Source organism: Rheinheimera lutimaris (genome assembly GCF_013283795.1).
Classification (GTDB): Bacteria; Pseudomonadota; Gammaproteobacteria; order Enterobacterales; family Alteromonadaceae; genus Alishewanella; species Alishewanella lutimaris.
Map to the genome: position 1 here is coordinate 21,167 of NZ_JABSOD010000019.1, position 19,025 is coordinate 40,191.

Annotated in this window: 21 protein-coding genes; 6 read left to right on the forward strand and 15 right to left on the reverse strand. The window is 49.2% G+C overall.

Translation table 11 applies throughout. The features are described 5' to 3' along the window. Positions 1–21 precede the first annotated feature (21 nt). From ribD to glyA, 3 genes are all read right to left on the reverse strand, one after another. Positions 22–1,140, reverse strand: coding sequence for a bifunctional diaminohydroxyphosphoribosylaminopyrimidine deaminase/5-amino-6-(5-phosphoribosylamino)uracil reductase RibD (gene ribD / locus HRH59_RS15310; RefSeq protein WP_173502153.1), 1,119 nt, complete (start codon positions 1,138–1,140; stop codon positions 22–24). Then, entirely contained in the window at positions 1,140–1,595 is a 456-nt protein-coding gene (nrdR, locus tag HRH59_RS15315) for a transcriptional regulator NrdR (protein WP_068231240.1), read from the reverse strand. Before nrdR ends, ribD begins: the two co-directional genes overlap by 1 nt. Positions 1,596–1,691: 96 nt before the next feature. Continuing rightward, positions 1,692–2,945, reverse strand: a complete 1,254-nt coding sequence (gene glyA, locus HRH59_RS15320; RefSeq protein WP_173502154.1) for a serine hydroxymethyltransferase — start codon at positions 2,943–2,945, stop codon at positions 1,692–1,694. A gap of 271 nt (positions 2,946–3,216) precedes the next feature. On the opposite strand from glyA, the gene dinB reads away from it, so the two are divergent. Further along, positions 3,217–4,281 carry a DNA polymerase IV gene (dinB, locus tag HRH59_RS15325; RefSeq protein ID WP_173502155.1) on the forward strand — a complete coding sequence of 355 codons (1,065 nt, stop codon included), beginning with the start codon at positions 3,217–3,219 and terminating at the stop codon, positions 4,279–4,281. A 165-nt stretch (positions 4,282–4,446) separates the two neighbouring features. Here dinB and HRH59_RS15330 read toward each other — a convergent pair whose 3' ends face one another. The 3 genes from HRH59_RS15330 to HRH59_RS15340 form a co-directional block, all read right to left on the reverse strand. Next, complete coding sequence (locus HRH59_RS15330; protein ID WP_068230058.1) at positions 4,447–4,659, reverse strand: cold-shock protein; 213 nt, start codon at positions 4,657–4,659, stop codon at positions 4,447–4,449. Positions 4,660–4,702: 43 nt separating this feature from the next. After that, on the reverse strand, positions 4,703–4,840 hold the full coding sequence (locus HRH59_RS15335; RefSeq protein ID WP_173502156.1) for a hypothetical protein: 138 nt from the start codon (positions 4,838–4,840) through the stop codon (positions 4,703–4,705). Between the two features lie 89 nt (positions 4,841–4,929). After that, entirely contained in the window at positions 4,930–6,240 is a 1,311-nt protein-coding gene (locus HRH59_RS15340) for a DEAD/DEAH box helicase (RefSeq protein WP_173502157.1), read from the reverse strand. Positions 6,241–6,386: 146 nt separating this feature from the next. On the opposite strand from HRH59_RS15340, the gene HRH59_RS15345 reads away from it, so the two are divergent. Both HRH59_RS15345 and HRH59_RS15350 read left to right on the forward strand, forming a co-directional pair. After that, positions 6,387–6,920 carry a DUF2058 domain-containing protein gene (locus tag HRH59_RS15345; protein WP_173502158.1) on the forward strand — a complete coding sequence of 178 codons (534 nt, stop codon included), beginning with the start codon at positions 6,387–6,389 and terminating at the stop codon, positions 6,918–6,920. 33 nt (positions 6,921–6,953) lie between these two features. Next, positions 6,954–7,460 carry a GNAT family N-acetyltransferase gene (locus HRH59_RS15350; RefSeq protein WP_173502159.1) on the forward strand — a complete coding sequence of 169 codons (507 nt, stop codon included), beginning with the start codon at positions 6,954–6,956 and terminating at the stop codon, positions 7,458–7,460. Here HRH59_RS15350 and HRH59_RS15355 read toward each other — a convergent pair. Beyond that, positions 7,457–8,191 (reverse strand): class I SAM-dependent methyltransferase, encoded by a 735-nt coding sequence (locus HRH59_RS15355; protein ID WP_173502160.1) that lies wholly within the window; start codon positions 8,189–8,191, stop codon positions 7,457–7,459. The two genes, HRH59_RS15350 and HRH59_RS15355, sit on opposite strands and share 4 nt — an antisense overlap. Before the next feature lie 39 nt (positions 8,192–8,230). Between HRH59_RS15355 and gloB the strand changes: the two genes are divergently transcribed. From gloB to HRH59_RS15370, 3 genes are read left to right on the forward strand one after another with little or no spacing between them, the layout of a single operon-like run. Further along, positions 8,231–8,998 (forward strand): hydroxyacylglutathione hydrolase, encoded by a 768-nt coding sequence (gloB, locus tag HRH59_RS15360; RefSeq protein ID WP_173502161.1) that lies wholly within the window; start codon positions 8,231–8,233, stop codon positions 8,996–8,998. A 57-nt stretch (positions 8,999–9,055) separates the two neighbouring features. Then, the gene (locus HRH59_RS15365; protein ID WP_173502162.1) at positions 9,056–10,663 is read left to right on the forward strand and encodes a lytic transglycosylase; all 1,608 of its coding nucleotides are present in this window, start codon (positions 9,056–9,058) and stop codon (positions 10,661–10,663) included. Positions 10,664–10,694: 31 nt separating this feature from the next. Continuing rightward, positions 10,695–11,186, forward strand: coding sequence for a hypothetical protein (locus HRH59_RS15370; protein WP_231702524.1), 492 nt, complete (start codon positions 10,695–10,697; stop codon positions 11,184–11,186). Between the two features lie 4 nt (positions 11,187–11,190). Here HRH59_RS15370 and HRH59_RS15375 read toward each other — a convergent pair whose 3' ends face one another. The 8 genes from HRH59_RS15375 to HRH59_RS15410 all read right to left on the reverse strand — a co-directional run bounded on the left by HRH59_RS15375 (position 11,191) and on the right by HRH59_RS15410 (position 19,019). Further along, positions 11,191–11,406: a hypothetical protein gene (locus HRH59_RS15375; protein WP_173502163.1), complete on the reverse strand. Its 216-nt coding sequence runs from the start codon at positions 11,404–11,406 to the stop codon at positions 11,191–11,193. Positions 11,407–11,478: 72 nt separating this feature from the next. Then, positions 11,479–12,405: a chemotaxis protein CheV gene (locus HRH59_RS15380; protein ID WP_173502164.1), complete on the reverse strand. Its 927-nt coding sequence runs from the start codon at positions 12,403–12,405 to the stop codon at positions 11,479–11,481. Positions 12,406–12,609: 204 nt separating this feature from the next. After that, on the reverse strand, positions 12,610–13,254 hold the full coding sequence (maiA, locus tag HRH59_RS15385; protein WP_456239050.1) for a maleylacetoacetate isomerase: 645 nt from the start codon (positions 13,252–13,254) through the stop codon (positions 12,610–12,612). 216 nt (positions 13,255–13,470) lie between these two features. Continuing rightward, positions 13,471–14,487: a fumarylacetoacetate hydrolase family protein gene (locus tag HRH59_RS15390; protein ID WP_173502165.1), complete on the reverse strand. Its 1,017-nt coding sequence runs from the start codon at positions 14,485–14,487 to the stop codon at positions 13,471–13,473. Between the two features lie 2 nt (positions 14,488–14,489). Further along, positions 14,490–15,638 carry a homogentisate 1,2-dioxygenase gene (locus tag HRH59_RS15395; protein WP_173502166.1) on the reverse strand — a complete coding sequence of 383 codons (1,149 nt, stop codon included), beginning with the start codon at positions 15,636–15,638 and terminating at the stop codon, positions 14,490–14,492. Continuing rightward, on the reverse strand, positions 15,631–16,704 hold the full coding sequence (gene hppD / locus HRH59_RS15400; RefSeq protein ID WP_173502167.1) for a 4-hydroxyphenylpyruvate dioxygenase: 1,074 nt from the start codon (positions 16,702–16,704) through the stop codon (positions 15,631–15,633). Before hppD ends, HRH59_RS15395 begins: the two co-directional genes overlap by 8 nt. Before the next feature lie 212 nt (positions 16,705–16,916). Further along, positions 16,917–18,479: a transcriptional regulator TyrR gene (gene tyrR / locus HRH59_RS15405; RefSeq protein ID WP_173502168.1), complete on the reverse strand. Its 1,563-nt coding sequence runs from the start codon at positions 18,477–18,479 to the stop codon at positions 16,917–16,919. 198 nt (positions 18,480–18,677) lie between these two features. Further along, a complete protein-coding gene (locus HRH59_RS15410; protein ID WP_173502169.1) occupies positions 18,678–19,019 on the reverse strand; it encodes a 4a-hydroxytetrahydrobiopterin dehydratase in 342 nt (113 codons plus the stop codon). Positions 19,020–19,025: the final 6 nt, after the last annotated feature.

Below are 19,025 nucleotides of genomic sequence, written 5' to 3' on the forward strand. Positions count from 1 at the left end.
TTATCCTGTTTAGCCGTTCATTCAGGTAAGCAAGGCGGTAAGACGTAAATCCTGCCCCACCATCCGCACATCTGTCCAGCTGAGCTGCGGCACTGCGGCCAAAGCGCTAAACTGTGGCAATACAGCCAAAGGCTGCGCCGTATTACCGAGTAATTTGGGTGCGATATACACTATCAGCTCATCAACCAATTGTAATTGCAGCAAGGTACCGGCCAGGGTAGCGCCGGCTTCTACCCACAATGTATTAATATTTTCCCGTACCGCCAGATGTTCCAGCAACACCGGTAAATCAAATTGGGCATTGTTATCCAGCGGACAATGAATTTGTCTGGCGATATTGGGCAACTGGCGGCTGTTTTCAAGCTTGCTGACACATAACAACACTTCACCGCCGTCATCAAATATCGCCATTTTGCCATCCAAAGTACCATTGCGGTCGAGGATTACCCGTTTGGGTTGGCGCAGCACGCCGTTTTCAAGCGTCGTAACGTTACGCAATAATTGCTCTGCGCGCAGGTTTAACCGCGCATTGTCAGCCATAACCGTGGTGGCAGTAGATAACACAGCGCAGCTTTGCGCGCGGTAATGCTGAACATCGGCCCGCGCGGCATCGCCGGTTAGCCATTTACTGTCGCCGTTGGCCAGCGCAGTGCGTCCGTCCAGACTGGCAGCCAGTTTTAATTGTACATACGGGCGCTGACGTTCCATCCGGCTCAAAAAGCCCGGGTTTACTGCCCTCGCCTGAGTTTCCAGCAAGCCAATCTCTACCGTAATACCGGCAGCGCGTAACATGGCCACGCCACGCCCGGCTACCTGCGGATTGGGATCTTGCATCGCCACCACAACACGGGCGACACCGGCAGCAATAAGCGCTTCGGCACAAGGTGGCGTGCGGCCAAAGTGGCTGCACGGCTCCAGGGTAACATAACAGGTGGCGCCTTTGGCCGCCGTGCCAGCCTCGCGCAGCGCAAACACTTCAGCATGCGGCCCGCCGGCTTGTTTATGATAGCCGCAACCAATCACCGCGCCATCTTTAACCAGCACAGCACCAACATTCGGATTCGGGCTGGTGGTATAACGGCCAAGCTCAGCCTGCCGGATAGCTTGTGCCATAAAGGCCGTATCTGCAGCACTGAACATCAGGCTTTTTCCCCTAAACGGGCAATTTCTTCGCCAAATTCGCGGATATCTTTAAATGAGCGATACACCGAAGCAAAGCGCACATAAGCGACTTTATCCACTTTAACCAGCTCATCCATAATCAGATTACCCAGTAACTGACTGCCGACTTCACGTTCACCGGTAGCACGCAACTGCGATTTAATTTTATTGATCAGCTGTTCAATTTGTTCGGTTGATACCGGCCGCTTTTCCAGAGAACGTAACAAACCACTGCGTAATTTGTCTTCATTAAACGGCTCGCGCGAGCCATCACGTTTAATAATACGCGGCATCACCAGCTCGGCTGATTCAAAGGTAGTAAAACGTTCATGGCAGGCCAGACATTCGCGACGACGGCGCACCTGATGGCCATCGGCCACCAATCGGGAGTCGATTACTTTGGTATCATCAGCATTACAAAACGGACAGTACATAATAAAAATCCTGCTAAACCGTCAAAAAGCGCGATAAAGAAAAGGCCGGATAAAGAAATGGCCGCAATAGCGGCCATCATAGCACTTAATCAGTACTTAGGCATAAACAGGGAAACGGCCACACAGCTCAGATACCTGGCTACGTACTTTATCGATTACAGCGGCATCGCCACGGCTGTCCAACACATCGCAAATGAAGTTTGCCACGGTGCGGGCTTCTGCCTCGTTAAAGCCACGACGGGTAATTGCCGGCGTACCAATGCGCAAGCCTGAGGTAACAAAAGGTGAACGCGGATCATTTGGTACCGAGTTTTTATTCACGGTAATGTGCGCCTGGCCTAACCACGCATCCGCCTCTTTACCGGTGATATCTTTATCGATTAAATCCATCAGGAACAGGTGGTTTTGCGTGCCACCGGACACAATCTTATAACCACGCGCTATCATCGCATCGCACATCGCAACGGCGTTTTTCAGCACTTGTTGCTGGTAGGTTTTAAATTCCGGTTGCAGCGCTTCTTTGAAGGCCACAGCCTTAGCGGCAATAACATGCATTAACGGGCCGCCCTGGCCACCAGGGAATACCGCAGAATTCAGCTTTTTCTCAATCTCTTCGTTTTTACGCGCCAAAATTAAACCACCACGCGGACCTGCCAGCGTTTTGTGGGTCGTAGTAGTTACCACATCCGCCACCGCTACCGGGTTAGGGTACAGGCCTGCCGCAACTAAACCGGCAACGTGGGCCATATCCACCATCAGATAGGCGCCGACTTTATCGGCGATATCACGAAAGCGCTGCCAATCAACAATACCTGAATAGGCAGAGAAACCGGCGATAATCAGCTTTGGTTTATGCTCCAGCGCCAGTGCTTCCGCCTGATCATAATCAATTACGCCCGTTTCAGGGTGCAGGCCATATTGCACTGCGTTATACAGTTTGCCGGATGAGCTGACATGGGCACCGTGCGTTAAGTGGCCACCGTGTGCCAGGCTCATACCTAAAATAGTGTCACCGGCGTTTAACAGCGCCAGAAATACTGCCGAGTTGGCTTGCGAACCCGAGTGCGGCTGCACGTTGGCATAATCGGCACCAAACAGCTCTTTAGCACGGGCGATGGCTAAATCTTCTGCAACATCAACATATTCACAACCGCCGTAATAACGTTTGTGCGGATAACCTTCGGCATATTTATTGGTCAGTTGAGAGCCTTGTGCCTGCAGTACGCGTGGGCTGGCGTAGTTTTCTGACGCGATAAGCTCAATATGTGCTTCCTGACGGTCAGTTTCATTTGTTATGGCTTGCCATAATTGCGGATCAAAATCGGCAATATTCATATCACGCTTTAACATGCTCTCTCCTGGCGCGGCTTACACGCTTAGTCTTAATAAAGTCGGGTGTTACAAAAACAGTTTCTGATAAAAATGCAGCACAGCAAAACAGGCTGATAAAATTGGCCGCTATTCTACCGCTAAATCCACATTTATGCACTTAGAATTTAGCCATCTAAACGTCTGAATATAAAATACCCTTGCAGCACTTGTCGCCGCAGCGTGACGCAGACTTTACAACCGGTCTGACACCGCCTAATATACTGTATATATAAACAGCCAGGGCAACCCCATGCGCAAAATAATACATATTGATATGGATTGCTTTTTTGCCGCCGTGGAAATGCGTGATAACCCCGCACTAAAACATCTGCCTTTGGCTATTGGCGGCTCCAGACAAAGTCGTGGCGTGATATCCACCTGTAACTACCCAGCCCGCGCCTATGGTGTGCGCTCTGCCATGCCAACCGGACAAGCATTAAAGCTCTGTCCGCAACTGACTTTACTTAGTGGCAATATGGATAAGTACGTTGCAGCAAGCCGGCAAATTCGCGCCATATTTGCCCGTTATACCGACCAGATAGAGCCTTTATCGTTAGATGAAGCCTATTTGGATGTGACAGACTGCAACTTATTTCAGGGCAGCGCCACCCGCATTGCCGAAGATATCCGCCGCTGTATTTATACTGAAACCGGCCTAACAGCCTCAGCAGGTGTGGCACCGAATAAGTTTCTCGCCAAAATTGCCAGCGACGAGAATAAACCCGACGGTTTATTTGTATTAACGCCGGATAAAGTCAGCGAATTTGTCAAAACATTACCGCTGAAGCGCATACCGGGCGTTGGCAGTAAAACGGCAGAACGCCTGAGCCTGCTGGGACTGCATCATTGCGCTGATATCGTCACGGCACCCTTACCGCTATTGGTAAAGCATTTTGGCGGCCTTGCCGACAGCCTGTTAAAGCGCAGTAACGGCATTGATGAGCGGCCGGTATGCAGCAACGAGCAACGTAAATCACTCGGTGTGGAGCGCACCCTGGAGCAGGATCTGCTGCAATATAACGACTGTGTAGAGGCATTAAGCCAGCTGTTACCGCAATTACAGCGGCGGCTGGATAACTACAGCAATACTGCCGCAGGGCGTATGACGCCGATTCAAAAAGTCGGCATTAAACTAAAGTTCAGCGACTTTCGCCAAACCACAGTGGAAAAACAGGGCCAACCGCTGCAACTGGACAAACTGCTGCCGCTATTGGATGAAGCCTGGCAACGTCGCCAGCAACAGGGAGTAAGATTAATTGGTTTGCAAATAGGCTTTAAAACGGCGGCGTTACAACAATTGCCGCTGCCATTTTAACTTATGCCATGGCTGAAACTGCAACCGAACTGTAGGTATGCTGGGGCTGCGCAACAGCTGTTTTTATCTGTACTATATGGGTAGCAAGATGGTGTGTTGGCGAATTAGCGGGTTGCAGATAACAGAAAACCGGCTGTTGCCGGTTTTATGCAAGCCTGGCCGGAATTATCCGATAACAGTTACGTTCTCAGCTTGTGGGCCTTTTTGGCCTTCAGTTACTTCAAAAGTAACTTTCTGACCTTCAACTAAAGTTTTACGACCGGTACCGTTGATAGCACGGAAGTGAACAAACACATCCTTACCACCATCACGCTCCAGGAAACCGTAACCTTTCTCTTCGTTGAACCACTTAACTGAACCGGAAATTAACTGTGACATAACACTCTCTTACTTTAACTAAATTTGCCAGCTCGCTGGCGACTTAAATAGTAGCGGCCATTACCGCCGGCCAGTACATATTTTCGCCCTCATTATCAGTGAAGCCAAATAAGGGGTCAATAACCTTGCCTGCTGCACAGAAAATATTTTCTGCTCCGGCCGCACCAGCAACGTGTGCCACGTTACTGATAACCCTGTTGTTGTCAGTAAAGCAACAGCAACAAATTTAGTGTAGCAGCAATACTGCCGAAAAAATAACCAGCCTGGAATTTATTTTTGCTTACGCCTTACCGGTGCTAAACCATCGTCGCCACCTTCGAAAAACTGCGGTTTATTTTTTGCCACTGCTTTAACCGGTTTTGCTTTAGCCTTGCCCTGCACCGCTTTTTTGCCCGCCACTGCCTTGGCAACGGCTTTTGCGACTTTAGGCTTACCATCAAATTTCGCCGCTAAGCCATCAACCACACTAAAACCGGTAGGTTGGCGTAAAAAAGCTTCAATCCGCTCCAGTGCGGCAATATCTTTTGGCCCAACTAGCGAAATAGCCTGACCTTTAGCACCGGCGCGACCGGTCCGACCGATACGATGCACATACTCTTCTGCATGCTTGGGTAAATCGAAGTTAATAACGTGCGATACCTGCAGTAAGTCCAGCCCGCGCGAGGCCAGGTCTGTAGTCACCAGCACCTGATGTTTGCCGGTAGCAAAAGCCTGCATTACCGCATTGCGGCTGCTTTGGCTTAATTTACCGCTTAACCCCACGGCACTGCGACCCAATTGCTCACACAATAATGCCAATCGCTCAGCATCTTCACGGGTGGCGGTAAAAATAATCAGCTGTTTAATATCACTTTGCTGTAAAAAATGCCGTAACAGTGCCTCTTTGTGGGTCAGATGATCGGCCAGATAAAACTGCTGACTGATATCCTGATGCTGTTGATGTGAGGCACCTACCGCAACACGGTGCGGGGTTTTCAACAACGCCAGGGCCAGTTCATCTACTTCAGCGTGATCCAAAGTGGCAGAAAACAGCAACGTCTGACGTAAACGGTGGTCGGCGGCTTTATTGATAACGGTTAGTTGCGGCATAAAGCCCAAATCCAGCATGCGATCGGCTTCATCAAGGATCAACATTTCCAGGCCATTAATAAATACTGACTTATGCTCCAGATGATCAACAAAACGGCCGGGGGTCGCTACGATAATATTCGGCTGGCGTTTCAGCAGCTTTTCCTGATCGTTAAAATTCTCTCCGCCAACAATCAACGCTGACGTCAGCGGCGTGTTAGACACAAACAGCCGTAGCTGGGCATAAACCTGTTTGGCTAACTCACGTGTCGGCGCCAGAATTAATGCCCTGGCATCACGTTTTGATAATGGCCGGCTTTTTAACAGACGCTGCATCATCGGCAGCAAATAGGCCAGCGTTTTACCGGAGCCGGTTTGCGATGACACAATCAGATCACGGCCAACCATGACAGCCGGAATAGCTTCATGCTGAATTTCAGTTGGCTTAACAAACCCCAAGTGCTGTACCGAGCGCATCAGGCGCGGGTCGAGCGACAAATCATTAAATGGCAAAGTGAACCTCTTCAACCTTAAATTACCGCTATATGATAACCGAAGCTGACAAATTGAGTTAGTTTGATTTCTACAAGCGCATGCTTTGCGCTACTATAAGCGCATTAAGCTTAGTGCCTTTTAGTAAGTAATAAACAAGGTTTATCATGAGTAATGCATTAAAAGAACAACTGTTAAAAGCCGGCCTGGCCGATGCAAAAAAGTTAAAAGCGGTGAAAAAAGAGAAACATCAACAAAAAGTACAAGCCGGTAAAAAGCAAGCGGTGGTAAACGAAGCCAGTGTATTGGCACAGCAAAGCCGTGAGCAACAAATTGAACGAGACCGCCGGTTAAACCAGCAAAAACAAGCTGTGTTGCAGCAAAAAGCCATTGCAGCTCAGGTAAAACAGCTGATCAGCAACAATACGATAACGGCAAAAGGCGAGGTGGCCTACAACTTTACCGACGGCAAACTGGTAAAACGACTGTATGTAAATAACAAACTGCATGACGAACTCAGCCGCGGCTTGCTGGCCATTGCCAAACAAGATGAGCAATACTATTTAGTGCCGGCAGCAGTGGCAGAAAAAATTCAGCAACGCCAAAGCGACAGCATTATTGTGCTTAATGTAAAACAGCAACAGGTAGATGAAGACGACCCTTATGCTGACTTTAAGATCCCTGACGATTTAATGTGGTAACTATCCGCTAAGCAGCCATACAGGGAACCTGATATGCCAACACAACTGGCGCTGGCCAATATTGCTGAGATGGTGCAATTACAAAGCTGGTTTCAATCCGCAGAGCAACAACAAAGCTGGGGCGGGGATAATTTTGATTATCCCTGTAACGAGCTGCGCTTTCTTGAATTACTCTGTCGTCCGGCGACGCAAAGTTACAGCTTATCAGATACAGACAGTGGTCTATTGTTAGGGTTTGGCCAACTTTGTGACCGTTTTGAGCGCCATCATCTGGCCAGATTAGTGATCCACCCGCAGCACCGCGGCAAAGGCCTCGCCAGACAGCTGATTTTCGAGCTGATTATTCAGGCTTTAAGCCAACAGCAACGCGATATATCCTTGTATGTGCACCGGCATAATAAGGTTGCTGTGCAATGTTACAGCAGCTTAGGGTTTATTCCCGACAGGCCACCGGAGCAGGAAAACCCGCGTTTGTACTTTATGACACTAAGCGCTGCGGACGCGATTAACAGAGCCAATGACTACCTTGCTCAGAGCTAACTACTGCCTTGTCTGGCACTGACGCCTTTAACCTGTCCGGCAAATGCAGGATTTAGCTGCCACTTTGGCCGGATAGGTGTTAACGGCAACTCACGTTTGCGGGCCACCAACAAATAACTTGCGCCGAAATAATGCAGATACTGCTCCTGCCACTGCTGCCAGCGTCCGTTATCATATTGCTTTGCCAACATTGCTGAACAAAAAAAGCGCTGCTCAGCCAGCACCTCAAAGCCAACCAGATGCAACCAGTCTTTAATCCGTGCCGGACTGAAAAACCGCCCTTGCCACGGGTACTGCTGTGCCAACCCCGGCCAGCACTTTAGTAAACCAACCATACTGTAGGGGTTAATACCGGTAAGTAACAAATATCCGTCAGCTACCAACACACGATGCGCTTCACGCACTACATGGTGCGGATCGGGCGTATATTCCAGGCTGTGGCTCAGCAGCACAGCATCAACAGTGCTGTCAGTTACCGGTAATGCGTCAGCCTCAGCCTGCAACATCAGATTATCGCTGTGGCGGCCAACGGTAATATGCTGCAGAATTTTGCAACCGCTGGTATCTACCTGACAGCTGAGATCGCCTACCTTTAACAGGTAGTAACCAAAAATACGCTGCCACCACGGTTGCAGCTTTACTGATATTGCAGCCGCCAGCGCTCCGCCTTGCGGCAGCTGCTGCCACTGTGAAGGAATAGCCCTGTCTTTTTCGCTTAACGCCGGTTTCATGTTAAATTGCTATCCGGATAAACTATTGTTGTTGCCATTATGAGCCAGATTACACCTATACCTGCTTTTGAGGATAACTATATTTGGGCGCTGTGTCAGCCCGGGCATTCGCACTGTATGGTGGTAGACCCGGGCGATGCAGAACCGGTGCTACAGTTTTTAGCGCAACAACAAAAGCAATTACACAGTATTTTAGTCACCCACCACCACGCAGATCATACCGGCGGCATTGCCAAACTGCGGCAACTGTTTCCGGATGTGCGGGTGATAGGCCCTGCTGCAGGGCAGCAGCGTATCCCACAGTTAACCGAGCAAGTTAAACAGGGCGATGCCGTGTCGCTGACCGAATTTAACCTGACATTTGATGTAATAGCGCTGCCCGGCCATACCCTTGATCATATTGCTTTTTATTCAGCACCGGTTCTGTTTTGTGGTGATACTTTATTTAGCGCCGGTTGTGGTCGTTTATTTGAAGGCAGTGCGGCGCAAATGTGGCACTCTCTGCAAAAGCTGCTGGCTTTACCGGACAACACACAAATTTTCTGCACGCACGAATACACTGTGGCGAACTTACAGTTTGCCCTGCATGTCGATAGCGATAATGCTGCGTTAAGTGAATATAGCCAGCATTGCCGTGATTTACGTTTAAAAAATCAGCCAACCTTACCGGTAACACTGGCAAATGAGAAAAAAATTAATCCATTTTTACGCAGCAATAACAAACTGTTGCAGAAAAAATGGCAAAAAGACTCTGCCCTTGCCTTATTTACTATGCTAAGAGCAGCTAAAGACCAGTTCAAGGCCTGACTTGCAATACGCTGTCGAACAGGTAACATTCGTATTTTTTACCTTTGGGATGAAGTAATGTTTAAAAGAATCTCTGCCCTGGCAAGTGCCGTTCTACTCGCAGGATGCGTCAGTACCAACAACTCCGACGAGATCAGCACAGCCGCGACAACTGCCCCCCAAGTGCAGCCGGCGGACTTTCATAAACATGTCGCCTCTGCAGAACAAATTGCCAACCGTTTGTGGAATCAAGGCGAACCTGCAGAACCGGAGGTCGTTACACCCGACGCAGCAGAGCTGGAAGACTTGTGGCAACGTATCCAGTTTCAACTGACATTTAATGTACCGCAAACCCGGCCGATTATTGAACAACGTAATTACTACAGCGGTCATCAGGCTTACCTCGACCGTATTGCCAACCGTGCGCAACCCTTTTTACACTATATAGTGCAGGAAATCGAAAAGCGTAATATGCCGCTGGAATTAGCACTACTGCCGATTGTAGAAAGTGCTTTTGACCCCTTTGCTTACTCACATGCCGCCGCATCCGGTATGTGGCAATTTATGCCGGCTACCGGCAAACGCTTTGGCCTGAAACAAAACTTCTGGTACGACGGCCGGCGCGATGTTATCGCCTCTACCCGGGCGGCGCTTGAATATCTGCAGTATTTACACGACAGGCTGGAAGGTGACTGGTTAAACGCGATTGCCGCCTACAATTCCGGAGAAGGCCGCATACTTGCAGCTATCAAACGTAACAAGCAACGGCGCTTGCCCACAGATTTTTGGTCTTTAGATTTACCGGCAGAAACTACAGCCTATGTGCCGAAACTGTTGGCGTTAGTTGATATTTTGAAGCGCCCGGACGACTTTGATATTGTCTGGAAATTTATTGCTAACGAACCAAAAATCGATATCGTCGATGTAGGCGGCCAGATAGACCTGGCAATAGCAGCTGAAATGGCCGGCTTAAACGTGTCTGACATTCAGGCACTTAACCCGGGCTTTAATCAATGGGCTACCGACCCGGACGGCCCGCATTATCTGGTGTTACCTAAACATACCACCATCGCTTTCTCAGAAAAATTGGCACAAACTCCGGTGCAAAACTGGCTACGCTGGCAGCGCTACACCGTCGTTAAAGGCGATACACTGGGCAAAATTGCCCAGCAACACAGCACCGCTGTTGGCGCCATCCAACGTATTAATAAGTTATCCGGCAATACCATTCGTATCGGCCAACACCTGTTGATCCCGATGGCAAACGCTGAAAACGCCGACTACAGCCTGAGCCAACCTAACCGTATTGCCAAAGCACAGCAACAATCTGCCAGCGGCAATAAACTGGCATATACTGTCAAACAAGGCGATACCTTATGGGACATCAGCCGCGAGCACAAAGTTACGGTGGAGCAATTGGCTAAATGGAATGGTATAGCACAACGTGCATCGTTAAAGTTAGGCCAACAGCTGGTGATCTGGCAGCAAGCAGCATCAGACAACCGCAGCGCCGGCATCTCCCGCACCGTTACCTATAAAGTACGCAAAGGCGATTCTTTGGCCCGCATAGCACAACGTTTCAGTGTTACCGTGGCAGACATAGTAAAGTGGAACAATATTAACAGCGGCAATTACCTGCAGCCTGGCCAGCAGTTAAAATTGGTGGTAGGTTTAACGCAGGTATAACTCTGCACGGCCATTTAAAAGGAACATTGCAATGAAAGCCGGCATCTTGTCAAGCTTGTTACTGGCCAGCACTATGCTCTGTACCCTGCCCTGTTATGCGCAATTTGACATAGCAGGAGAAGGCAAGGTGCAGTTGGCAAAAGGTGGCGAGCAGGAATTCGATTTCGGCTTCAGCTATTTTCGTCAGGATGGCAGTTACCGCTTTATCGTTGGCCGGCACAGCGTTTCAGTCCATACTGTACCGCAAAAATACTCGCTGGCGCTGATCCTGCAAGATGATAAACACGTCTGGGTTCCCGACTTTGTCAATGAGCCGCTCACCGGCTTTGAACTGCAAATAGAAGACTACAAGCTAAAGCTGTACCAACAACCTGCTGTTGATAATCAGCCGGGTGTATTTATTCTGCAATTCAATGATGAAAACTTTCAATTCAGCCGCGGCCCGGGCCAGGTTAATTTCTATTTTAACGAGCAAGGCATCAAAGAGGTGCGGGTAGAGGGCATGTTCAAACCCAAACGATAAAGGGTTATTCCTGCTCTTGTTGTAACTGCAACGATGGCAGCATACCTGAGGCGATACACAAGCCCGGAGCCAACAGCATCAGCCACCAGCCGCCATGCAAAGCAAAACCGTGCCACCAGGAAAAAACAAAAGCACACAGCTGAAACACCACACCAAACAGACCAGCATACACCAGGCCTTTGTTAAACCATCTTTTCGGTAACTTGTATTGTCGCGTCATATCAACTCACACTTACAGTATCTTACCAGCCCGGGGATATCTGCTGTGCAGACAACACCCGGGCAATTACACTTAACCGGCATTTAACCACTTTTGTACTGCTGACGTTAACTCATCAGGGTGAAATTTGGCAATAAACTGATCGGCACCGACTTTAGTTACCATAGCTTCGTTAAAAACCCCGCTTAACGAAGAATGCAAAATAATATGGATTTTACGCAGGTTTTCATTGGCTTTAATCTCGCTGCACAGGGTATAGCCATCCATTTTCGGCATTTCAATATCAGAAATCAGCAAGGGTATTTCACGCACAAAGTTATCACCTAACTCTTCTGCTTTTTTCATCAACCATTGCAGCGCTTCATTACCATCATTAGCTAACTCGACTTTAACGCCAATAGCGCCCAGTGCCCGTTTCACCTGATTACGTGCTACGGCCGAATCATCTGCTACCAATACGGTAATTTGCGTCAAATCTACAGCTGATGGCTTGGACTTAACGCTTTCGCTGACCTCTTCGTTCATCGGACAAATTTCAGCAAATACTTTTTCCACATCCAGTATCTGCACCAGCTTATTGTCGATCTCGGTTACCGCAGTTAAATAATGCGCCTTGCCGGAGCCTTGCGGCGGCGACATTATTTGCTCCCAATTCAGGTTAACAATACGGTCAACACCAGCGACCAAAAAGCCCTGAGTATTACGGTTGTATTCTGTTACCAGAATATAGGCCGCGGACAAGTCTTCAAGGCGTTTACCGCCGGTGGCCTGGCTCATATCAATAACCATCACCGGCACGCCGCGCAAGTGAGCTATACCCCGAACACAAGGATGTGATCCCGGCATTTCGGTTAAGTCCGGACATTGGATCACTTCACGAACTTTAAACACGTTAATACCAAAGCGCTGAGAGCCATTCAGGCGAAACAACAATAACTCTAACCTGTTTTGCCCAACCAGATTGGTACGCTGGTTGACTGATGCCATTAAATTACTCATTACTCTCAACCTCTTGCCAATGTGCTGACTATTATGTCCGAAGCAGATACGAACGTCTCTGTTATTTTTACTCAGCGGCTTTTTCACCGCGAAGCATTAAGAAATGCCTCTACAGAGTTAATCATAGGCGACTATAGCTAATCGTCTAGTGCCGGGCAATAAATGCTGACACCGGCGCTGTATCCCGGCATCAGTTACAGCACATTATTGTGCATCGGGTTGCTGCTCAGGTGCTGCCAGTGCGAAAGCTGCCAGCTGCTGACAATGGTGGTGAATAGCAGAAATGATGGGGTAAGCCGTCATATCCAATGCGAAGCGCTGCGCATTATATACCTGTGGAACCAGGCAGATATCGGCCAGGGTTAGCGTATCAGCAAAGCAATACTGCCCTGCACTGCGCCTTAAGCGTTGTTCCAGCGCGTTAAAGCCGGTATGCAACCAATGCTGGATCCAGGCGGTTTTTGCCTCATCCGTCAGCGCCAGCGTACCGCTAAGGTACTGCAGTACGCGCAGGTTGTTCAGCGGATGAATATCACAGGCGATATCCAGTGCCAATGCCCGTACTTTGGCTTTGGCAGCCGGGTCCTGTGGCAGTAACGCCGGTTCCGGGTACATCTCTTCCAGATATTCAATAATCGCCAGTGATTGATTCAGGCTGATATCGCCATCGGTAAATGTTGGTACCAGCTCTGCCGGGTTCAATGCTTTGTAGCTAATGCTGTGTTGTTCGCCGCCGTTTTTAATCAGATGCACCGGCAGATTTTCAAAACTCAGCTGTTTTAAATTCAGCGCTATACGCACCCGATAAGCCGCAGATGAGCGCCAGTAACCGTAGAGTTTCATTGTCATCCTTAAGATACCCTGCTTTGAATTCGCAGCTGCTGCGTACATTTTTTCTGCGACACGCCGTAAACCCATCCCTGGGGGCTCGTTTATGAATTTCGTCCATGAAATTCACCGTTCCGGCCAGCGACGCTGTTCAAATTCGCTCCCGGCGAATTTGTCAGGCCATCCGGGCCTTCAACGGTCGCAGAAAAAAGTACATCCGCATCCGCTTACTATCGCTTAAGCTTTATATTGCACCACTTGCTGGTCAATGGCACCAAAGATGCTGTTGCCCTGTGCGTCCAGCATTTCCATCCGGATAGTATCGCCAAACTTCATAAAGGCAGTAGACGGCTTACCGTCCCGAATGGTTTCTATCATGCGGATTTCAGCAATACAGCTGTAGCCTACGCCGCCTTCATCAACCGCAGTACCGTGTGCAGTGCCCTGCTTATTCGATACCGTACCGGAGCCGATAACCGCACCGGCGCCTAAATTGCGGGTTTTAGCCGCATGGGCAACCAGTTGGCCGAAATCAAACGTCATGTCGATACCGGCATTGGGCTTACCAAACAGCTTACCGTTATAGGTAGATAACAACGGCAGATGCACGCGGCCATCACGCCAATGCTCGCCCAGTTCATCCGGTGTCACCGCTACCGGGCTGAATGCCGATGCCGGTTTAGACTGGAAAAAACCGAAGCCTTTGGCCAGCTCGTTCGGGATAAGGCCGCGCAGTGACACGTCGTTTACCAACATCAGTAAGCGGATTTTGCTGCGCGCTTCGTCGGCGCTGCACGCCATTGCGACATCATCGGTAATTACCGCGACTTCACCTTCAAAGTCGATGCCATAGTCTTCGCTGACCACTTCGACATTATCACGCGGACCGATAAAGTCGTCTGAGCCGCCCTGATACATCAGCGGATCGGTCCAGAAGCTTGGTGGCATTTCGGCGTTACGCGCTTTGCGCACCAGCTCGACGTGATTCACATAAGCGCTGCCGTCGGCCCATTGATACGCCCGTGGCAGAGGTGATTCACACTGGCTTTGCTCAAACGCCATTTCGCCATCTGCGTTGCCGCTGTTCAGCGCCTGGTACACTTCATTAAGCTTAGGGCTTAACTGCGCCCAGTTATCCAGTAACTGTTGCATAGTGCTGGCTATTGCCGGTACGGCTACACAGCGGCTTAAATCACGGCTAACGACTACCAGCAAGCCATCGCGGCTGCCATTTTTTAAACTTGCTAACTTCATGGTTATTCCTTTGCCTGCTGTGGTGCTACTTTCCAGCTATTCACATATTGCGGGTTTTCAGTTGCCAGTGCCGCCGTGCCCATTTCCAGCGCATCGCGGGTATCCAGCATTACCGCTACTTCATCGGTAAATTTCTTTTTGTACTCACGTCCGGCTGCAAACGCTTTCGGATGCGGGCCATGGGTAAAACCAGCCGGGTGGAAGGTCACCATACCCTTTTCAATATTATCGCGGCTGAAAAAATCACCGGCATGGTAAAACAGCACTTCATCATAATCGTCATTGTTATGATAAAACGGTACTTTTAATGCACCCGGATCGCTTTCTATTGGCCTGGGCACAAAGGTACACACCACAAAACGCTGCGCGACAAAAGTAGTGTGCGCCGAGGGTGGTAAATGATAACGATGGCTCATCAGCGGCCGTATATCTCGCCAGTTAATGCGCATTACCGCTAAATCACCGTGCCAACCGATGGCATCCAGCGGATTATACGGATAGGTAATCACCGATACCTGACCATGCCGTTTTACTTCGACCTGCCATTGGCTTTCGCTGTATTGTGCTTTAAAAGCAGCATCAATTTTTGGCGTATCCAGCATAGCCGGGTCAAAAATAGCATGGTTACCTACCAGGCCTTTCTCCGGTAGCTGATAGCTGTCGTTGGTGGCTTCTATCAGCAGGATAAACATCGGCTCTTTTGGCTCTAAGCGCCACATAGTCGAGCGAGGGATCACGATGTAATCGCCATCGCGCACTGTCATATGGCCGTAGTCGCAATATAAATCAGCGCTGCCTTCATGGATAAACAACAGCTCATCGCCGTCGGCATTGCGCACCAACTTGCTCATATTGTCTTTAAGCCGCCAGGTGCGCATTTTGCAATGCGCATTAAACAGTAAATCAGGCACTGCCCACGGCGAGTTACTGTTGTCAACACCAATCTCATTAAAGTTAAACAGGTGCGGCCGAAGCGGCCCCTGCCAGTCGGTCCAGCCGGTTGGCGCATGACGGTGATGAAAGTGCGTGGCCGGGCCGAAAAAGCCACTGCGGCCGGTCTCGCGCTCATATATCGCCTGCTCAGGAAAATCTGCGTGCGCCTGTCTTGATACATCCCCTTCCTTTAACGGAAACGATGCCCATTTACGCATTGCTCAGCACTCCGCGCTGGATTTGATCTTCTTCAATAGACTCAAACAACGCCTTAAAGTTACCCTCGCCAAAACCTTCATTGCCTTTACGCTGGATAATTTCAAAGAACACCGGGCCTATTACTGTTTTGGTAAAGATTTGCAGCAAGATACCGTCTTTCATCGGTGCACCGTCGATCAGAATACGCAGTTCGCGCAGTTGCTCTAAGTCTTCGTCGTGACCCACTACCCGCTCGTTGACCTTGTTGTAGTAGGTTTCCGGTGTTGGCATAAAATCCATACCGCGCTGACGCAGCGTGCGCACCGTTTCATAGATATTTTCTGTGGTCAGCGCTATATGCTGAATACCTTCGCCTTTATATTCACGGATAAATTCTTCAATCTGAGATTTATCATCAGATGATTCATTAATCGGAATACGGATTTTACCGCACGGCGCTGTCATCGCCTTAGACACCAACCCGGTTAACTTGCCTTCGATATCAAAATAACGAATTTCGCGGAAGTTACCGATGTTCTCATAGAAGCCGGCCCAAACATTCATATTGCCGCGCATCACGTTGTGGGTTAAGTGGTCTAACACTTCCAGGCCAACACCGTGTTTGGCCATGTCGAGCTGCCAGTTATCATAATATTTAAAATCGATGTCATATACGCTGCTGGCACCATAACGGTCAACAAAGTACAGCAAGCTGCTGCCAATACCGTATACGGCCGGAATATTCAGCTCCATCGGGCCAATCTGGTTTTTATATTCTTTAGCGCCGTTAGCCACAGCATGCTTTAACGCATGGGCAGCATCTTTTACCCGAAAGGCCATGGCACATACGCTGGGGCCGTGCTCACGGGCAAATTCTTCCGCTTGCGAGTTTGGCTCAGCGTTAACAATAAAGTTGATATCGCCTTGTTTATATAACCAGGCTTGCTTAGAACGGTGCTGTGCGACTTCAGTAAAGCCAAGCGAATGAAATAAATCTTTTAATTTCTGAATACCCTCTGCATCTGCGGCGGTATATTCAACAAATTCAAAACCATCAGTACCCAGTGGGTTTATTTTATCTAACATCTGTTTGTTCCCTGCTACGTCTTCGATGGCGCTATGATGCGCCAGCGGCAAAAAAAAGGAAGAGGGCGGCATACTACGGCGCTGACACAGCTAACAGCTGGTTTTGTAAAGTTGGCGCTACGAAAATCAGCTTTGGCGCAAATACGATCAAAAAGGGCCGCCAAATCGCTTTGGCGGCCCTGCAGAAGTAAAGATTTACGCACAAAGTGTAGTTATATTTTTACACTCTTACGATTAATACCGTAATCACGCAGTTTATTGGCAATAGCGGTATGGCTTAAGCCCAGTTTTTTCGCCAACTGACGCGAGCTGGGGTAAGCCGGAAATAACTTACGCAACAGGTTAGCTTCAAAGCGTTTTACCGCTTCGTCCAGGGTGCCGTCAAAGTCCTGCTCTAAATAACCGAAATCATTGTTGTAGCTTGGTAATTGCAAATGCTCTTTATCCAGCTCAAAGCCTTCAAGCAAGGTAATGGCGCGGTACAGTGCATTTTCTAACTGGCGCACATTGCCCGGCCAGGGGTAATTTTGTAAAAAGTTCGCACAGTTGTCGGTCAGTTTCGGCGCTTTGCGGCCCAGCCGTGCAGCGAAACGGGCAATAAAAAATTCAGCCAGCGGCAATACATCCTGCTTGCGCTCGCGCAGCGCCGGCAACGCCAGCGTCAGCACATTTAGCCGGTAGAATAAGTCTTCGCGGAATTTGCCTTCCTGCACCATGCCGGGCAAGTCTTTTTGCGTGGTGCATATCACCCGCACATCCACCTTTACTTCATTCTCATCGGCGACACGGCGAAAACTGCCGTCCTGCAAAAAGCGGATCAACTTGGTTTGCAATGAATGCGACATCTCCCCGACTTCATCAAGAAATACCGTGCCGCCATTGGCTTGCTCGAAAATGCCCTTTTTGCCTTCAGTGCTGCCGGGAAAGGCATTGCTGCCATAACCAAACAGTTCAGACTCGGCCACATTGTCCGGCAACGACGCACAGTTTAAGGCTAAAAAAGGTTTGCCAGAACGGCTGCTGGCCGCATGACAGGCCCGCGCCAGTAATTCTTTGCCGGTGCCGGTTTCGCCCATAATTAAAATAGGCGCATCCAGTTGTGACATTTTTTTCGCCTCACGCACAACTTTACGCATTAGGTTGCTGTGTGCCTGCAGCGTATTAAAGCTTTCCTGATCGCCTTTTTTAAATGCCACCATATGCTGGCCCAGCCGGCTTTCCGATTTTAAGTTGATAACCGCGCCGGCCAGAATTTCATGCCCGGTTTCATCCGGTACCATTACCGGCAAAATGTCGGCCACAAAGCGCTTGCCGTGTATTTCCAACCTTCGTGTCTGCGCCAGTACGTCATCGCCTTCTAACCAGCGCTGAAAATTAAAACCACGGACCATGCCCTGCAACGACTGACCGGCTACTGCGTCGCGCTCAACGGCTAAGGCTTCAAGCGCAGCGTCGTTAATCACGGTTACATTAGCTTTAATATCTATCGCAATTAAGCCATCGGGTAAGGTACGCAGCAAAGTAGACAATTCATTATGTTCGCGCTCGGAGGGCATAAAGGCGGTGGTTTTAACGTCCTCTACACCGGTAATGCGGCGCATTTTGCTCATTAACTCCTGAAACTTCTCAAAGTTTACCGTTGGAAATGATACATACATCCGGCTTAAACCCGGATCAACTTCAATGCCGCGTAAATCCAGCTGATAACTTACCAATACATTTAATACTTCCTGCGCCAGCCCCAGCCGGTTCTGGCATTGAATTTCTAAACGCATACCGCAACGTGTCCCAAACCCAAGTAATTAAGCGCATAATACGGTATAACCTCAGCAAGAGACCAGTAGTTTTGTAAAGAAATGTGAACAAAAGACAATTGACGTGATTAATGCGACAAGCAGTAAGGCGTATGAGGCTACAGAAATTGATACGGGGGAAACGATGAGTAGCGCCGGTGCGCTACTCACAGAGCACTATCACGCAGACAGCAGGCTATCAGTTTTCGCGGCACAAATAAAATCGTTCTTGTGCAGGCCTTTAATAGAATGCGACCACCAGGTAACGGTTAATTTACCCCACTCCAGCAGCAATGCCGGGTGATGGCCTTCAGCCTCGGCCAATTCTGCAACTTTATTATGAAATGCCCACGCCAGTTTAAAGTTTTTAAACTTAAACTCGCGCTCCAGTTGCAAAATACCGTCGCGGACTACCGGCGTCCAATCGGGGATCTGCCGCATTAATTCGGGTAACTCGGCATCAGACACTTTAGGTGCATCGGCTCGACAGGCTTCACATTGCATTGCTTTTAATTCAGACATTCTGTA

What these genes read in the sequence shown, in the direction of transcription:
- glyA (WP_173502154.1), bottom strand. Translation starts at nt 2,945, where the DNA reads ATGTTAAAGCGTGATATGAATATTGCCGATTTTGATCCGCAATTATGG.
- HRH59_RS15390 (WP_173502165.1), bottom strand. Translation starts at nt 14,487, where the DNA reads ATGAAGTTAGCAAGTTTAAAAAATGGCAGCCGCGATGGCTTGCTGGTA.
- hppD (WP_173502167.1), bottom strand. Translation starts at nt 16,704, where the DNA reads ATGTTAGATAAAATAAACCCACTGGGTACTGATGGTTTTGAATTTGTT.
- HRH59_RS15350 (WP_173502159.1), top strand. Translation starts at nt 6,954, where the DNA reads ATGCCAACACAACTGGCGCTGGCCAATATTGCTGAGATGGTGCAATTA.
- HRH59_RS15370 (WP_231702524.1), top strand. Translation starts at nt 10,695, where the DNA reads ATGAAAGCCGGCATCTTGTCAAGCTTGTTACTGGCCAGCACTATGCTC.
- HRH59_RS15395 (WP_173502166.1), bottom strand. Translation starts at nt 15,638, where the DNA reads ATGCGTAAATGGGCATCGTTTCCGTTAAAGGAAGGGGATGTATCAAGA.
- HRH59_RS15330 (WP_068230058.1), bottom strand. Translation starts at nt 4,659, where the DNA reads ATGTCACAGTTAATTTCCGGTTCAGTTAAGTGGTTCAACGAAGAGAAA.
- HRH59_RS15380 (WP_173502164.1), bottom strand. Translation starts at nt 12,405, where the DNA reads ATGAGTAATTTAATGGCATCAGTCAACCAGCGTACCAATCTGGTTGGG.
- gloB (WP_173502161.1), top strand. Translation starts at nt 8,231, where the DNA reads ATGAGCCAGATTACACCTATACCTGCTTTTGAGGATAACTATATTTGG.
- ribD (WP_173502153.1), bottom strand. Translation starts at nt 1,140, where the DNA reads ATGTTCAGTGCTGCAGATACGGCCTTTATGGCACAAGCTATCCGGCAG.
- maiA (WP_456239050.1), bottom strand. Translation starts at nt 13,254, where the DNA reads ATGACAATGAAACTCTACGGTTACTGGCGCTCATCTGCGGCTTATCGG.
- HRH59_RS15345 (WP_173502158.1), top strand. Translation starts at nt 6,387, where the DNA reads ATGAGTAATGCATTAAAAGAACAACTGTTAAAAGCCGGCCTGGCCGAT.
- HRH59_RS15375 (WP_173502163.1), bottom strand. Translation starts at nt 11,406, where the DNA reads ATGACGCGACAATACAAGTTACCGAAAAGATGGTTTAACAAAGGCCTG.
- HRH59_RS15365 (WP_173502162.1), top strand. Translation starts at nt 9,056, where the DNA reads ATGTTTAAAAGAATCTCTGCCCTGGCAAGTGCCGTTCTACTCGCAGGA.
- nrdR (WP_068231240.1), bottom strand. Translation starts at nt 1,595, where the DNA reads ATGTACTGTCCGTTTTGTAATGCTGATGATACCAAAGTAATCGACTCC.
- dinB (WP_173502155.1), top strand. Translation starts at nt 3,217, where the DNA reads ATGCGCAAAATAATACATATTGATATGGATTGCTTTTTTGCCGCCGTG.
- tyrR (WP_173502168.1), bottom strand. Translation starts at nt 18,479, where the DNA reads ATGCGTTTAGAAATTCAATGCCAGAACCGGCTGGGGCTGGCGCAGGAA.
- HRH59_RS15355 (WP_173502160.1), bottom strand. Translation starts at nt 8,191, where the DNA reads ATGAAACCGGCGTTAAGCGAAAAAGACAGGGCTATTCCTTCACAGTGG.
- HRH59_RS15410 (WP_173502169.1), bottom strand. Translation starts at nt 19,019, where the DNA reads ATGTCTGAATTAAAAGCAATGCAATGTGAAGCCTGTCGAGCCGATGCA.